General features: G+C 32.9%; 11 protein-coding genes and 1 other RNA gene. 11 read left to right on the top strand and 1 reads right to left on the bottom strand.

Annotated elements, in window-relative coordinates:
* Positions 1–71: 71 nt before the first annotated feature.
* The 11 genes from secDF to MUA21_RS06880 all read left to right on the top strand — a co-directional run bounded on the left by secDF (position 72) and on the right by MUA21_RS06880 (position 15,475).
* Positions 72–2,348, top strand: a complete 2,277-nt coding sequence (secDF, locus tag MUA21_RS06935; RefSeq protein ID WP_262560925.1) for a protein translocase subunit SecDF — start codon at positions 72–74, stop codon at positions 2,346–2,348.
* 153 nt (positions 2,349–2,501) lie between these two features.
* Positions 2,502–4,045, top strand: a protein-coding gene (locus MUA21_RS13345; protein WP_438873787.1) for an IS3 family transposase whose coding sequence is annotated in 2 segments (ribosomal slippage) — positions 2,502–3,176 and positions 3,179–4,045 — 1,542 coding nt in all. Because the reading frame shifts where the segments join, the coding sequence is not laid out codon by codon here.
* Between the two features lie 260 nt (positions 4,046–4,305).
* Positions 4,306–6,582, top strand: a complete 2,277-nt coding sequence (gene recJ, locus MUA21_RS06920) for a single-stranded-DNA-specific exonuclease RecJ (protein WP_262560924.1) — start codon at positions 4,306–4,308, stop codon at positions 6,580–6,582.
* 15 nt (positions 6,583–6,597) lie between these two features.
* Entirely contained in the window at positions 6,598–7,116 is a 519-nt protein-coding gene (locus MUA21_RS06915) for an adenine phosphoribosyltransferase (protein WP_046208094.1), read from the top strand.
* Between the two features lie 310 nt (positions 7,117–7,426).
* Entirely contained in the window at positions 7,427–9,616 is a 2,190-nt protein-coding gene (locus MUA21_RS06910) for a RelA/SpoT family protein (protein ID WP_262560923.1), read from the top strand.
* 13 nt (positions 9,617–9,629) lie between these two features.
* Complete coding sequence (gene dtd / locus MUA21_RS06905) at positions 9,630–10,082, top strand: D-aminoacyl-tRNA deacylase (RefSeq protein ID WP_046208096.1); 453 nt, start codon at positions 9,630–9,632, stop codon at positions 10,080–10,082.
* Positions 10,079–10,954 carry an N-acetylmuramoyl-L-alanine amidase family protein gene (locus tag MUA21_RS06900; RefSeq protein ID WP_064208877.1) on the top strand — a complete coding sequence of 292 codons (876 nt, stop codon included), beginning with the start codon at positions 10,079–10,081 and terminating at the stop codon, positions 10,952–10,954. The genes dtd and MUA21_RS06900 overlap by 4 nt, the downstream gene beginning before the upstream one ends.
* A 342-nt stretch (positions 10,955–11,296) precedes the next feature.
* Positions 11,297–12,559 (top strand): histidine--tRNA ligase, encoded by a 1,263-nt coding sequence (gene hisS, locus MUA21_RS06895; RefSeq protein WP_046208098.1) that lies wholly within the window; start codon positions 11,297–11,299, stop codon positions 12,557–12,559.
* A gap of 12 nt (positions 12,560–12,571) precedes the next feature.
* Complete coding sequence (aspS, locus tag MUA21_RS06890) at positions 12,572–14,338, top strand: aspartate--tRNA ligase (protein ID WP_262560922.1); 1,767 nt, start codon at positions 12,572–12,574, stop codon at positions 14,336–14,338.
* Positions 14,339–14,398: 60 nt separating this feature from the next.
* A non-coding RNA gene (gene ssrS, locus MUA21_RS06885) (6S RNA) lies at positions 14,399–14,589 on the top strand.
* A 118-nt stretch (positions 14,590–14,707) separates the two neighbouring features.
* Entirely contained in the window at positions 14,708–15,475 is a 768-nt protein-coding gene (locus MUA21_RS06880) for a tRNA threonylcarbamoyladenosine dehydratase (RefSeq protein WP_107525722.1), read from the top strand.
* Positions 15,476–15,549: 74 nt separating this feature from the next.
* On the opposite strand, the gene MUA21_RS06875 is transcribed toward MUA21_RS06880, so the two are convergent.
* Positions 15,550–16,830: a replication-associated recombination protein A gene (locus tag MUA21_RS06875; protein ID WP_262560921.1), complete on the bottom strand. Its 1,281-nt coding sequence runs from the start codon at positions 16,828–16,830 to the stop codon at positions 15,550–15,552.
* Positions 16,831–16,866 lie beyond the last annotated feature (36 nt).

Genomic DNA, 16,866 nt, shown 5'->3' with positions numbered 1-16,866 from the left:
TCGAGTAAATGATAAAGATGGCGATTGAATTCTGTAAAAATTATAACATAAGCTTACAATGAGGTGTTCAAGTGAAGAAGAGTAGTAGAATAGTTGCATTTATATTACTTGTGGTTCTATTGTTAGGCGGGATAGGACTTACATATAAAAATGTAGTTAAAAATGTCAGCCTCGGATTAGATTTACAAGGTGGTTTTGAGGTTTTATATCAAGTTGATCCTTTACAAAAAGGAGATAAAATTGATGATAAAGCTGTCAAAGCCACAGCAAAAACACTTGAAAACCGTGTGAACGTTTTAGGGGTTTCTGAACCTAAAATTCAAGTGGAAGATAAAAATAGAATCCGTGTACAATTAGCAGGTATAAAAAATCAATCTCAAGCTAGAGAAATTTTATCATCACAAGCTAATTTAACGATTCGTGATGCTGATGACAACATCAAACTTACGGGTAAAGATATACAACAGGGTTCAGCGAAACAAGAATTCAAACAAAATACGAATCAGCCCGCGGTTACTTTTAAATTAAAAGATAGTGATAAATTTAAAAAAGTAACAGAAGAAATTTCAAAAAAAGATGAAAATGTCATGGTTGTATGGTTAGATCACGAAAAAGGTGATACTTACCATAAAGAAATGAATAAAAAAGATCCAAAATACGTGTCTGCTGCTTCAGTTGACAAACCTATCAATTCAGATAGTGTGGAAATTTCTGGTGGATTTAAAGGTGAAAAAGGGATTGAAGAAGCAAAACAAATTGCTGATTTATTAAATTCCGGGTCATTACCTGTAGATTTAAATGAAATTTACTCTAATTCAGTAGGTGCACAATTTGGACAAGATGCATTAGATAAAACCATATTTGCTGCGGCAATTGGTATTGCAGTTATTTATTTATTTATGTTAGGTTTCTATCGTTTACCAGGATTAGTAGCTGTTATTGCACTTACTGTTTATATTTACTTAACATTAGTAGCATTTAATTTCATTTCTGGTGTCTTAACGTTACCAGGCCTTGCAGCTTTAGTGCTGGGTGTCGGTATGGCAGTCGATGCGAATATTATCATGTATGAACGGATTAAAGATGAACTGAAAATTGGACGAACGCTCAAACAAGCTTACAAAAAAGCGAATAAAAGTTCATTCTTAACCATAGTAGATGCGCAGCTTACAACTGTGATTGCTGCTGCTGTATTGTTCTTCTTTGGTGAAAGTTCTGTTAAAGGTTTCGCAACGATGTTGTTACTTGGCATATTAATGATTTTTGTAACAGCAGTATTTTTATCCAGATGGTTGCTATCATTGCTTGTTTCTTCAAATTTCTTCAAAAAATCATCTTGGTTGTTTGGTGTGAACAAGCATCATATTGCAGATATAAATGAAGGTAAGGAAGTTCATGATTTAAAAACACCTTATGAGCGTTGGGATTTCATGAAGTTAGCCAAGCCATTGTTGTCACTAAGCGTACTAATTTTAATTGTCGGTGCAGTGATACTGTTTATTTTCAAACTAAACTTAGGTATTGATTTTACAAGTGGTACAAGAGTTGACTTTGAATCAAAAGATAAAATATCTGAAGCGAAAGTGACAAAAACACTTGAAGATCAAGATTTTAAACCTACACAAGTTTCTTTAGGTGAAAATGGTAAAAATGCAACAGTACAATTTAAAAATGATTTATCTAAAGATGAAGTTTCAAAAATTAAGAACACTATTGATAAATCATTTGGCAATGATCCAACGGTAAATACTGTTTCACCAGTTATAGGTCAAGAATTGGCTAAAAATGCGATGATGGCATTATTATATGCTGCCATTGGTATCATTATTTATATCACTTTCAGATTTGAATGGCGTATGGGACTGTCTTCTGTACTAGCATTATTACACGATGCATTTATGATTGTGGCAGTTTTCAGTCTATTTAGATTAGAAGTTGATATTACATTTATTGCAGCCGTGCTAACTATCATTGGTTACTCAATTAATGATACGATTGTAACGTTTGACAGGGTGCGTGAGAACTTGCATAAAATAAAAGTGATTACGAAACCTGAACAAATCGATGATATTGTCAATAGATCAATTCGTCAGACAATGACGCGTTCTATCAATACAGTACTGACAGTTATCATTGTTGTAGTTGCGCTACTAGCATTTGGTGCATCTAGTATTTTCAATTTCTCATTAGCATTGTTTATTGGTTTAATATCTGGTGTATTCTCATCAGTATTTATAGCTGTTCCTCTCTGGGGAATAATGAAAAAACGTCAGCTTAAAAAATCAGACGACGATAAACTTATTGTATATAAAGAGAAAAAATCAAATGATGAAAAAATATTAGTTTAATTAATATCTAATAGGTACTAACTTAAAAATCAATCATAAATCAGTATGAGAGAAAAAGCCCGTTTCTAAAATAGATGACTAATCCGTGGTAAAAGTGATATGCTCCCTTCAAAGTAGACACTTAAAAATGTAAACTTTGAAGGGAGTTTTTTTATGACTCATAGAAAATTATCACCTGAAACTTATCAAAAAGCTTTCAGCTTATATGAAGAAGGATATAGTATGAAAAATGTAATTCAAAAATTAAATTTAAATTGTTCTCCTAGAACATTATTGATTAACTATTATAAATTTAAGAAGCATGGAATAAAGGTGCTTTTACCAATTCAGAGAAATAATACCTACTCAAATGAATTTAAGCTTAAAGTTGTGCACGAATATATAAATGATGGCCTATCTTTAACTGATTTAGTAGTTAAATATAATATCCCCACTACTTCAACTGTAAACAAATGGATTTCAAAGTATTTATCGGGTAAAATATTAAAAACATATTCTCCAAAACCCGAGGTGTATCAATTGAAATATAAATCATTAACATTTGAAGATCGTGTGGAAATCGTTGATTATTATATGAATCATGGTCAATCGTATAAGACAACAGCAAATCATTTTAACATCAATTATAGCCAAGTATATAACTGGGTAAAAAAGTACAACTTGCATGGGTATGATGGGCTTAAAGATGGACGTGGAAAAGGGAAACCCCAGTCTGTATTAACACCTGAAGAGGCATTAAAAGCTGAAATTAAGATACTTAAAGAGAAAAATAAATTTCTTCAAATGGAAAATGACGTTTTAAAAAAGGAAGAAGAAATAGAAAGGAAGTTGATGAAACAGGCATCAGACAAAAAGCATCATACCAAACGGTAAAAGCATTTAAAAACCTTTATCCGATAGCTTGGTTATGTTCAGTATTAAAGATATCACGTTCAAGTTACTATAAATGGTTACATCGCAAACCATCAAATAAAGAAATTGAAAACCAAAAATTGATCAAAGATATCGTTGATATCTACAATAAATACAAAGGCATATATGGATATCGTCGTATATACATATATTTAAGACTTAAACTACATCAAAAAGTAAATCATAAACGTGTCTATAGATTGATGAATCAACTTAATCTAAAATCTACTATCCGCCCTAAAAGAAAACGATATATTAAAACAACACCTGAAATTACAGCACATAATATATTAAATAGAAAATTTGAAGAACAAATCCCAAATAAAAAATGGTTAACTGACGTTACAGAATTCAAACTCAGCAATGGTAAAAAACTTTACTTAAGTGCTATTTATGACTTAGGCAGCAAACAGATTATCAGTCATAAATTAAGTACCTCAAATAACAATAAATTTGTATTAGATACGCTCAAAAAAGCAGTCAAACTTGTGCCGAATACCGAAGGTATAGTCTTGCATAGCGACAGAGGATATCAATATACAAGCAGATTATTTAAAGTTACGTTAGAGCAACTTGGTATAAAACAAAGTATGTCACGACCAGGATGTTGCATAGATAATGGACCTATGGAAGGTGTATGGGGAACTATTAAAAGTGAATTGTTTAGAGGAAGAAAAAAAGTGATTTTTAAAGACAAGGCTACAGCAATAAAAGCAATTAATTCATATATAGAATTTTTTAATCAAGAAAGAATAACATTAAAAATGGCTACCCTTATATCGTAAATATAAGGTAGCCATAAACATTTTGTTTTTTTCACTGTCTACTTGACAGGGTGCAGTTCAAAAGCGGATTAGTCATTTTTTATATTGAATGTATTGTAATTTTTGACTATGCATGTACTCATAGATAAATGATTTATTTATGTCATAAACTATTCAACTATTAAGAATAGGAGTTTTAAGTTATGGTTGAATTAAAGGTTACTACTTTTTATTTTTTAGATTCTTTTGTATAATTGCTTGTGGAAATGAGGGAGAATAGTATGATTAAATCAAAATATAATTGGGACGTTAAATTACCTGAAGTTGAAATATCAGATCATATTTCAGCAGATTTAAAGCTAACTCCTATTGTAAAAAAAGTTTTGGAAAGTAAAGGTATTACAGATGAAACCGATATTCGTAATCTTTTAGAAGGAGTCCAAATGACACATGATCCTTGGAAGATGAGCGATATGGAAAAAGCTATTGAACGTATCAATGTGGCGATAGATCAAAATCAAAAGATTTTAGTATATGGTGACTATGACGCGGATGGTGTTACTTCAACGACTATATTGGTCACTACATTGAAAGAACTTGGTGCCCATGTAGGTTGGTATATACCAAATCGTTTTTCTGAAGGTTATGGTCCTAATGAATTGGCTTTTAAGAATGCCTATGATGAGGGGATATCTTTAATCATAACCGTAGATAATGGTATTCAAGGACATGATGAAATACAAATGGTTCAAGACTTGGGTGTTGATGTTATTGTCACAGACCACCATGAAATTGGTAAAACGATGCCTAATGCATACGCTATTGTCCATCCAATGCATCCTGAGTTTGAATATCCTTTTAAATATTTATGTGGTGCGGGCGTTGCTTATAAGCTAGCTCAATGTTTATTGGAAGAACCACCTGTTTATTTTTTAGGTTTGGTTGCAATTGGAACAATCGCTGATTTAGTATCTTTAACGGATGAAAATAGAACATTGGTTCAAAAGGGTTTAGCATCATTAAATAAATATTGTCCGCCATCAATAAAAGCTATACTTAACCAAGCAGGTTATAATGATGAAATCAACGAGGAGACTGTCGGGTTTATTATAGGGCCTCGATTAAATGCTGTTGGTCGGTTAGAAGATGCTGCACTTGCTGCAGAGCTACTAATGACTGAAACAGAAGATGAAGCGATGTTTTTAGCCGAACAAGTTGAATTTTTTAACCAAGAGCGTAAAGACATCGTGTCTCAAATTACCGAAGAAGCACTTGTAATGGCAGAAGAACAAGTACAGCAAGGCTCAAAATTTTTATTGTTAGCCAAAGCAGATTGGCATGAGGGTGTACTTGGTATTGTAGCGTCAAAAATTGTGGAAACATACAGTCTACCAACATTAATTTTAAATATAGATGAAGCTCAAAATCACGCAAAAGGTTCAGCTCGAAGCATCGATCAAGTGTCGATGTTTGAAATTTTAAGTGATTATTCTCAGTTAATTACAAAATTCGGTGGTCACCATATGGCAGCTGGGATCACAATGCCAATAGAAAATATTCAACAACTACAAAACAGTGTAAATGAGTGGATGGCACAATTAGCCAAAACAACTTCACTTGAACCACGTAAAAAAGTTGATGTATTGATTTCAGAAAGTGACATTACGATACAAAACATCAAAGATATTCAGAGATTACGACCATTTGGCACAGATTTCACTAGCCCGTGCTTTGAATTACAAGACGTTCTTGTACAACAAGTTAAAGGCATTGGTCAGGAGAAAAAACATTTGAAACTCGTTATCGGTGAAAGTCAATTACAAGCAATTTTTTGGCAAAATGGTGCTTTAGTAAAAGAATTGGGTGTACAACAACCTATTAATGTCATTGGCACATTACAAATTAATGAATGGAATGGATTTCAATCGCCTCAATTTATGATTGAAGATTTAGCGAGTCATAATTTACAGATTTTAGACTATAGAAGTAAAAACAAAGTAAATGATTTAAAAGCTGATGCTAAGGATGTTGCTTATTTAATTCATCAAAGAAGTGAAAAGTTAGGTGAAAATTATCATTATTATGGTGATGAAATTAGTAATAACTATGAAAAATACGTCTTTAGAGATCTGCCAACGTCTATAAATGATTTAAAAACAACATTAAAAACTGTTGATATATCCCAAATATATCTCGTGTTAAATCATGATAGATCAATATACTTTGAAGGTATGCCAAAAATGGAAACATTTAAACAATGTTTTAAGGCACTTGCTACTAAAAAAGAAACAAATTTAGCTAATGAAGGCGTACAACTAAGTAAATTTTTAAATATTCAACCAAACATGCTTAAATTTATCTTGAAAGTTTTCTTGGATTTAGAGTTTATTCAAGTTGAAGATGGTATAATCAAATTAAAAGATGTTTCAACGAAACGTGACATTGCTTCGAGTAAATATTATCAAAGTCGTATTGATAGAATTGAAGTTGAAAAGTTATTGCTTTATGAAGATTTTAATCGCTTAAAGCAATGGATAAAAGATGAATTGGTACAATAATAGGAGGAAGTTTGTATGGATTTAAAACAATATGTATCTGAAGTTTCAGACTGGCCACAACCAGGGGTTAACTTCAAAGATATCACAACAATAATGGACAACGGTGAAGCTTATGGATATGCCACGGATCAAATTGTTAAATATGCAAAACAACGAGATGTTGATGTCGTTGTAGGACCAGAGGCTAGAGGTTTTATCATTGGCTGTCCTGTCGCATATTCAATGGGTATTGGCTTTGCACCAGTGCGAAAAGAAGGCAAACTTCCTAGAGAAGTCATTCGGTATGAGTATAATTTGGAGTATGGCACAAATGTATTAACTATGCACAAAGATGCAATTAAACCAGGGCAACGTGTGTTGATTACGGATGATTTACTAGCTACTGGTGGTACGATTGAAGCGGCAATTAAGTTGGTTGAACAATTAGGTGGTATAGTTGTAGGTATCGCTTTTATTATAGAATTAAAATATTTAAAAGGTATTGAAAAAATTAAAGCGTATGATGTAATGAGTTTAATCTCATATGATGAATAATAATATTTATAATTGACGAAATTTTAAAGCCAAATGAAAACATTTAAGATGATTTCATTTGGCTCTTTATATTTATTAAAATAGTATTTATGATTAATTAACTGAAACATCTTTTATGTGTATTAAAAAAATTAAAATTCAACTACATTTTGCCAATTGTCAAAGGTACGCATTTATTTATTTAATAACATGTAGTATTATATAACTATTATACATAATTTGACCTAATAGCGTAAAAATACGTTACAATCGATATAAAATAATACTGGGTATCTAATCATGATTAATATTTAGTATAGGGGTGTCTTAAGTGAACAATGAATATCCATACAGTGTGGACGAAGTATTATCTAAAGCAAAATCATATTTGTCAAAAGAAGATTATGAATATGTATTGAAAAGTTACCATCTAGCTTATGAGGCACACGAAGGTCAATTTCGTAAAAATGGCTTGCCATATATTATGCATCCTATACAAGTAGCTGGGATTTTAACCGAAATGCATTTAGATGGTCCAACCATTGTTGCAGGTTTTTTACATGACGTGATTGAGGACACACCTTATACGTTTGATGATGTAAAAGGCATGTTTAATGAAGAAATTGCCATAATCGTAGAAGGCGTGACGAAGTTAAAAAAAGTAAAATATCGTTCTAAAGAAGAACAGCAAGCAGAGAACCATCGCAAGCTATTTATTGCCATCGCTAAAGATGTCCGCGTTATTCTTGTTAAATTAGCGGATCGGTTACATAATATGAGAACATTGAAAGCAATGCCACGAGAGAAACAAATAAGGATTTCAAAAGAAACCTTAGAAATCTATGCCCCTTTAGCACATAGATTAGGGATTAATACGATTAAATGGGAATTAGAAGATACAGCACTTAGATATATTGATAGTGTGCAATATTTCAGAATCGTTAATCTCATGAAGAAAAAACGTAGTGAACGAGAAGAATATATACAAAATGCTATCAATCGCATAGATACAGAAATGGGAAAAATGAATATAATCGGCGATATTAATGGTAGACCTAAACATATATATAGTATTTATAGAAAAATGGTTAAACAAAAGAAACAATTTGATCAAATATTTGATTTATTAGCTATTAGAATCATCGTTAATTCAATCAACGATTGCTATGCTGTATTGGGTCTTGTGCATACACTATGGAAACCTATGCCTGGTAGATTTAAAGATTATATTGCTATGCCGAAGCAAAATATGTATCAATCTCTACATACTACGGTCGTTGGACCCAATGGCGATCCTTTAGAAATTCAGATAAGAACTTATGAAATGCATGAAATTGCAGAACATGGGGTTGCAGCACATTGGGCATATAAAGAAGGTAAAAAAGTTACTGAGAAAACACAAAATTTCAATAAAAAATTAAATTGGATCAAAGAACTTGCTGAAACGGATAGTACTACGACCGATGCAGAAGAGTTTATGGAAACTTTAAAATTTGATTTACAAAGCGATAAAGTATATGCCTTTACACCAGAAAGTGATGTAATAGAGTTACCTTATGGTGCTGTGCCAATCGATTTTGCATATGCTGTACATAGCGAGGTAGGAAATAAGATGATTGGTGCTAAGGTCAATGGGAAAATTGAACCAATAGATTATGTTCTGAAAACCGGTGATATCGTTGAGATTAGAACAAGTAAGCACTCTTACGGTCCAAGTCGTGATTGGCTGAAAATTGTTAAATCTTCTAGTGCCAAAAGTAAGATACGCAGTTTCTTTAAAAAACAAGATCGATCTTCTAATATTGAAAAAGGTAAGTTTATGGTCGAAGCAGAAATAAAAGATCAGGGTTACCGAGTAGATGCAGTCTTAACGGATGATAATATAGAAGTTGTAAAAGATAAATATAACTTTTCTAACGAAGAAGATTTATTTGCTGCAGTAGGATTTGGTGGCGTGACTGCTTTACAAATCGTAAATAAGTTAACTGAAAAACAACGGATTCAAGACAAACAAAAAGCGTTGAATTCAGTACAAGAAGTACAAAAATCTGTGCCCATTAAGGACGACATTACTACAGATAGTGGCGTTTACGTTGAAGGAATTGAAAATGTACTGATTAAATTATCAAAATGTTGTAATCCAATCCCTGGTGATGATATTGTTGGATATATCACTAAAGGTCATGGTATTAAAGTGCATCGAACGGATTGCCCTAATATCAAAAATGAAAAAGACAGATTAATTAGTGTCGAATGGGTACGCTCTAAAGATGTGACACAACGATATCAGGTTGACTTAGAAGTTACAGCGTATGACCGCAATGGTTTATTAAATGAAGTTTTACAAGCCGTTAATTCCACTAAAAGTAACTTAGTTAAAGTTTCTGGTCGTTCAGATATTGATAAAAATGCAATCATTAATATTGGTGTTATGGTGAAAAATGTAAATGAAGTCTATCAAGTTGTTGATAAAATAAAACAGCTTGGTGATGTTTACACAGTAACAAGAGTTTGGAATTAGAGGTGAAACATACATGAAGATTATAGTTCAAAGAGTGAAAGAAGCATCTGTTTCTAATGGTTCAATAGATAATAAAATTAATAAAGGCTATTGTTTGTTTGTTGGGGTAGGTAAATCATCTACAGAAGCTGATATTGATACATTAGTAAGAAAAATCGTGAATGCCCGATTGTTTGAAGATGATAATGGCAAACTTAATTTGAATTTGCAACAAGTACAAGGCGAGATTCTTTCTATCTCACAGTTCACACTATATGCAGATGTAAGAAAAGGCAATAGACCTGGGTTTACCAATTCAATGCCGCCAGATAAAGCTAATGAACTTTATGAAAAATTTAATGATGCTTTACGCGATTATCACATAAATGTATTAACAGGTGAATTTGGTACAGATATGCTTGTAAATATTGCTAACGATGGACCAGTGACGATTATTTATGAAAGTCAGGATGGCAAAATCGTATGAAAACAATCAATACTTGGCTAGATAAACATAATTTTAAAAATTTTCCAACGCTAATTGTTGCGTTAGCATTTGTCATATTTATTTTTATGCTCATCGCTTTTCTAAATCATAATGATGAAGATTCGAATACGATATATATCACTGAAGATACTGATTTGAGAACAGGCCCTAATGCTGTATATCCAACTATTAAGCCGGCAAACCAAGGTCAAAGTTATAATAAAATTGGTAAGTCTGGTAAATGGATAGAAGTTGAGTCAAGTAATCATAAAGATAAAGGATGGGTGGCTGGTTGGCATACAAATCTAAATATTCAGGCAGATGCGAATGCAAACGAGAAACCACTAAAAGATAAAACAATTGTACTTGATCCTGGTCATGGAGGAAGTGACCAGGGTGCTTCAAGTAATACAAAAAAGAAAAGTACTGAAAAAGTTTACACACTGAAGACAGCTAAAGAAATGAAAAAAATGCTTGAAAAAGAAGGTGCTACTGTAAATATGACGAGAAGTTCAGATAGTTATGTGAGCTTGGACGATCGTAATATTAAAGGTGATGCTTTTATCAGTATACATAACGATTCACTCAAATCTTCTAAAGCCAATGGAACGACAGTTTATTGGCTTAAAAACAACCAAGAGGCACTTGCAGAAACATTAAATATGTACATACAAAAGAAAGCCTTACTGACAAATAAAGGCGCTAGACAAGAAAACTTCCAAGTATTGAGACAGACGAATGTACCCGCTGTTTTATTAGAGTTAGGTTATATTAGCAACCCAACCGATGAAAATATGATAACAAATCAATTACATCGCCATATTGTTGAACAAGCAGTTGTCGATGGTTTACGTGCATATTTTTCAGAATAAAAAGGTTGCATATTAATCAATAACTCGTTATTATTAAATATGAATTCTATATTAAAACCGTTATTATTCTTGACTATGCTAAATGAAACGTCAACATTTTTAAATGTGTAGAGACATAATTCGTGGCTGGAAAATTATGCTTAGTAGTTTAGTTATAAAAACACAAGAAGAGGTGCTTTATGAAATTAAAGCCGTGTGACGAACGTTATCCGTATGAAGTGGGTTAGAAAAAATTCATTGATGACTTTTTCTAACCAATTAGGGTGGCAACACGGATATTCGTCCCTTGTATAACTGAATAGTTATGCAAGGGACTTTTTATTGTATAAAAGGAGAGGTTTTATGATAAATATTCCTAGAGGGACACAAGATATTTTACCAAGTGAAACAAAAAAATGGCGATATATTGAAGCAAAATTAGATGAATTGATGGAATTATATAATTATGAAGAAATCCGTACACCGATATTTGAAAGTACTGAATTATTTGCACGTGGTGTTGGTGATTCAACGGATGTCGTGCAAAAAGAAATGTATACATTCAAAGATAAAGGTGATCGCAGTATCACTCTGAGACCTGAAGGTACTGCTGCAGTCGTACGTTCATATATTGAAAATAAAATGCAAGGGTTACCTAATCAACCAATAAAATTGTACTACAATGGGCCAATGTTCCGGTATGAACGAAAACAAAAAGGTCGTTATCGTCAATTTACACAATTTGGTGTAGAAGCCATAGGTGCAGAAAATCCAAGTATCGATGCTGAAATTTTGGCAATGGTCATGCATATCTATCAGTCATTTGGTCTTAAACATTTAAAATTAGTCATTAATAGTATTGGAGATATTGATTCTCGTAAAGAATATAATGAAGCTTTGGTTAAACATTTTGAACCAGTAATTGGCGATTTTTGTAAAGATTGCCAAGCACGCCTGCACACGAATCCAATGAGAATTTTAGATTGTAAGATTGATAAAGATAAAGAATCAGTTAAAACCGCACCACGAATTACGGAATATTTAAATGCTAATTCAAAGACTTATTTTGAGGAAGTAAAACAACATTTAAATGATTTAGACATTGAATATGAAGAAGATCCTAACTTAGTAAGAGGTCTAGATTATTATACACACACAGCATTTGAACTTATGATTGATAATCCGAATTATGAAGGTGCAATTACGACATTATGTGGGGGTGGCCGTTATAATGGTTTACTTGAATTGTTAGATGGTCCAAGTCAAACTGGTATTGGTTTTGCACTTAGTATTGAGAGATTATTAATGGCCTTAGAAGAAGAAGGCATTGAATTAGACGTAGACCACGACTTTGATTTATTTATCGTTACGATGGGTCAAGAAGCAGACCGTTATGCAGTAAAATTATTAAATGATTTACGTCAAAATGGTGTGAAAGCGGACAAAGATTATATGGAGCGTAAAGTGAAAGGGCAAATGAAACAAGCTGATAGATTAAATGCCAAATATACTGTTGTGATTGGCGATCAAGAGTTAGCAGAAAAAAATATTAATGTAAAAAATATGGAGACCGGGGAATCAGAACGTATTGATTTGAACGAACTTGTTAACTATTTTAGAAATTAAGGAGAAGATATCATGAGTAAGCGTACAACATATTGTGGTTTAGTGACTGAATCACTATTAGAACAAGAAGTTATATTAAAAGGTTGGGTACACAATCGTAGAGATTTAGGTGGACTGATCTTTGTAGATTTACGTGACCGCGAAGGTTATGTACAAATTGTGTTTAATCCAGATTTTTCTGAAGAAGCATTACGTATAGCTGAAACAATTAGATCTGAGTATGTAGTTGAAGTAAAAGGTATTGTAAAACAACGTGACCCAGAAACAGTAAATCCTAAAATTGCTACAGGTCAAGTTGAAGTACAAGTATCAGATATTGAGATTATTAATAAGGCTGAAACACCACCTTTTGCCTTAAATGAAGATAATCAAAATGTGGATGAAAATATAAGACTAAAATATAGATATTTAGATTTAAGACGTCAAGAATTAGCACAAACGTTTAAGATGAGACATCAAACGACACGTTCAATTAGACAATATTTAGATGGTGAAGGTTTTTATGATATTGAAACACCAGTGTTAACTAAGTCAACACCAGAAGGTGCGCGAGATTATTTAGTACCATCTCGTGTTCATGAAGGTGAATTTTATGCATTACCTCAATCACCACAAATATTTAAACAATTGTTAATGATTAGTGGTTTTGATAAATATTATCAAATTGTTAAATGTTTCCGTGATGAAGATTTACGTGCAGACCGTCAACCAGAATTTACGCAAGTTGATATTGAAATGAGCTTTGTTGATCAAGAAGATGTCATGGACATGGGTGAAGAAATGTTACAAAAAGTTGTAAAAGATGTAAAAGAAATGGAATTGCCTCGTCCATTCCCAAGAATGACTTATGATGAAGCAATGGCGCGTTTTGGTTCTGATAAACCAGATACACGATTTGGTATGGAATTAATGAATGTTTCAGAACTTGGTGAAATCATGGACTTTAAAGTCTTCAAAGATGCAGTAAATAACGATGGACAAGTGAAGGCAATTGTAGCTAAAGGTGCGTCTGATAATTATACCAGAAAAGATATTGATGCTTTAACTGAATTTGTTAATATATATGGTGCCAAAGGTTTGGCATGGGTTAAAGTAGTTGATGAAGGTTTAAATGGCCCTATAGCTAAATTCTTTGAAGCAGACCATGTTGAAAAATTAAAAGCGTTGACTGGTGCTCAATCTGGAGATTTAGTCTTATTTGTAGCTGACAAGCCTAATGTTGTAGCTCAAAGCTTAGGTGCACTTAGATTAAAATTGGCTAAAGAACTAGATTTAATCGACGAAAGTAAGTTGAATTTCTTGTGGGTAACAGATTGGCCATTACTTGAATACGATGAAGAGTTAAAACGTTATACTGCTGCACACCATCCATTTACAGCACCGAAACAAGAAGATATTAGTAAATTAGATACTGAACCTGAAAATGCTCAAGCTAATGCATATGATATTGTTTTAAATGGTTATGAACTTGGTGGCGGTTCAATTAGAATTCACAATGAAGATTTACAATCAAAAATGTTTGAAGTATTAGGATTTACTGAAGAACAAGCTAAAGAACAGTTTGGTTTCTTATTAGATGCATTTAAATATGGTGCGCCACCACATGGCGGTATTGCTTTAGGCTTAGACCGCTTAGTGATGTTGTTAACTGGACGTACAAACTTACGTGACACAATTGCATTCCCTAAAACTGCATCTGCAACTTGTTTATTAACAAATGCACCTAGTGAAGTATCAGAAAATCAATTGGAAGAACTCTCGTTAAGAATTAGACATTAATTTTATTAAGTCTTTATTCTTGCTAAATTCTAATAATGTGTTATTATACTTGCATAAGGTAGTCATCTGTAGTGTTCGTAAGTTTGCTTCATATTTGGGCCTAACACTCTTTGATCCGGGAGCCCAATAGGTTTTCTTGCAGCGCACACGCCTCTTAAGGAGGACTTGCAAAACAAGAAACAGGGCACCCACCTGTTAATAGCAGGCCGAATGATCAAGCAATTTATAACTACGGCACGCACGGACTCTATCGGTACGCAAGACTTCGGTCTTGCGTATTTTTTTTATCGTTATAATTTATTGTTTTACAATTAATCGAATAGTAAAAAATGTTATGATAATAGTATTCGCTAAATAAGGAGTTTAAAAATGAAACATCAATTTTCAAGAAATGAATTGGCATACGGCAAAGAGGGTTTAGAATTATTAAAACAAAAAACCGTTGTTGTTTTAGGGGTAGGAGGCGTTGGCTCATTTGCAGCTGAAGCATTAGCCCGTACGAATATAGGTCATATTATATTAATAGACAAAGATGATGTTGATATAACGAACGTCAATCGACAGTTACATGCTTTAACATCTACAATAGGTCAAAGTAAAGTCACATTAATGGAAGAGCGCATCAAATTAATCAATCCTGAATGTGAAGTTACATCACTCCATATGTTTTATACAGAAGAAACATACGAAGCCTTGTTTAATAACTATGATATCGATTATTTTATAGATGCAAGTGATACACTGATATATAAAGTTCATCTTATGAAAGAATGTCTTGAAAGAGGTATTTCTGTAATTTCGAGTATGGGTGCCGCAAATAAAACAGATCCGACACGTTTCCAAATTGCAGATATTTCTAATACTTATATGGATCCAATGGCTAAATTGATACGTCGTAAATTGAAAAAATTAGGTATATACAAAGGGATACCTGTAGTATTTTCAGATGAAAGTCCAATCGTTATAAGAGAAGATGTCAAAGAAACAGTTGGCGATGCAAATGCACCAACTAGGAAAGGGCAAATGCCACCCTCATCAAATGCATTTGTACCCAGTGTTGTGGGGTTGATATGTGCAAGCTATGTGGTTAATGACATACTCAAAGATATACCTGTAACAAGAATCAAAGATAAATAAAGATATCAACGAACCGCGTTAACACAGGATGTCATTTCAAATGTGTTAACGCGGTTGTTTGATATAACCTTAAACTAATGATTATTTTGTTGTGCCTTGTTGATATTGTCAAAAATAGATTTAAGCTGTTGTTCTGTTTTTGATGTTGTTTTAGGTGTATAGTAAATTTTGTTTTTTAATTTATCAGGCAAATATTGTTGTGCGATAAATCCATTATCATAATTATGAGGATACTTATAACCTATTGCTCTACCCAAAGCTTTGGCACCTGAGTAATGACCATCTTTTAAATGGTCGGGAATTTGTCCTACATGACCTTTTCGAATATCTGACAGTGCTGCGTCGATAGCAGTGATTCCAGAATTAGATTTAGGAGACAGACACAATTCAATTACCGCTTGACTCAAAGGAATTCTTGCTTCTGGAAATCCTAGTCTTTCAGCAGATTCAATTGCTGCTAAAGTTCGTTGGCCTGCACCAGGTGAAGCTAAACCTATGTCTTCATAACTAATCACTAATAATCTTCTGACAATGGTAGGTAGGTCTCCTGCTTCTATTAAACGTGCTAAATAATGCAATGCTGCATTTACATCACTTCCTCGAATTGACTTTTGAAATGCACTCATCACATCGTAATGCATATCACCATCCTTATCACTGACAAAAGCACCTTTTTGCAAGCAATCTTTAGCATCTTCTAATGTAATATGTCTTTGATTTTCTTTAACTTCAGCACTGAGCACAGCTAATTCTAAAGCATTCAGTGCACTTCTAACGTCACCTTGACTTTGTGTAGTGAAATAATTCATCGCATCTTCATCAATGACTGGATTGTATGAAGCTAATCCACGTGATTCATCCTGGAGAGCCCTTTCTAAAGAAATTTTTATATCATTATCATCCAATGGATATAATTCGAAAATTTGCGCTCTTGATCGAATTGCAGGATTAATTGCGTGATATGGATTTGATGTTGTAGCACCAATCAATACAATTTTTCCACTTTCGAGATGCGGTAGTAAAAAATCTTGTTTAGCTTTATCTAAACGGTGTATCTCATCTAATAATAAAATGACTTGTCCAGACATTTTCGCTTCTTCAACAATGAGTTGCATATCTTTTTTAGTATTTGTAACAGCATTTAGCTGACGGAATTTAAATTGAGTACTACCTGAAATTGCTTTAGCAATACTCGTTTTACCAATTCCAGGTGGACCATAAAAAATCATGGAAGATAGTCGTTTGGTATTGACCATTCTACGTATAATACCTTTATCACCAACTAAGTGATCTTGTGAAATAATTTCATCAATATTATTTGGTCGCATTCTTGAAGCGAGTGGTTCGTTCGTCACAATCTTTCACACCTTTCTAATATTATCTTAACGTAA

It is taken from the genome of Staphylococcus ureilyticus (assembly GCF_025558845.1).
Lineage (GTDB): Bacteria > Bacillota > Bacilli > Staphylococcales > Staphylococcaceae > Staphylococcus > Staphylococcus ureilyticus.
This window is presented reverse-complemented; position numbering and strand designations above follow the sequence as displayed.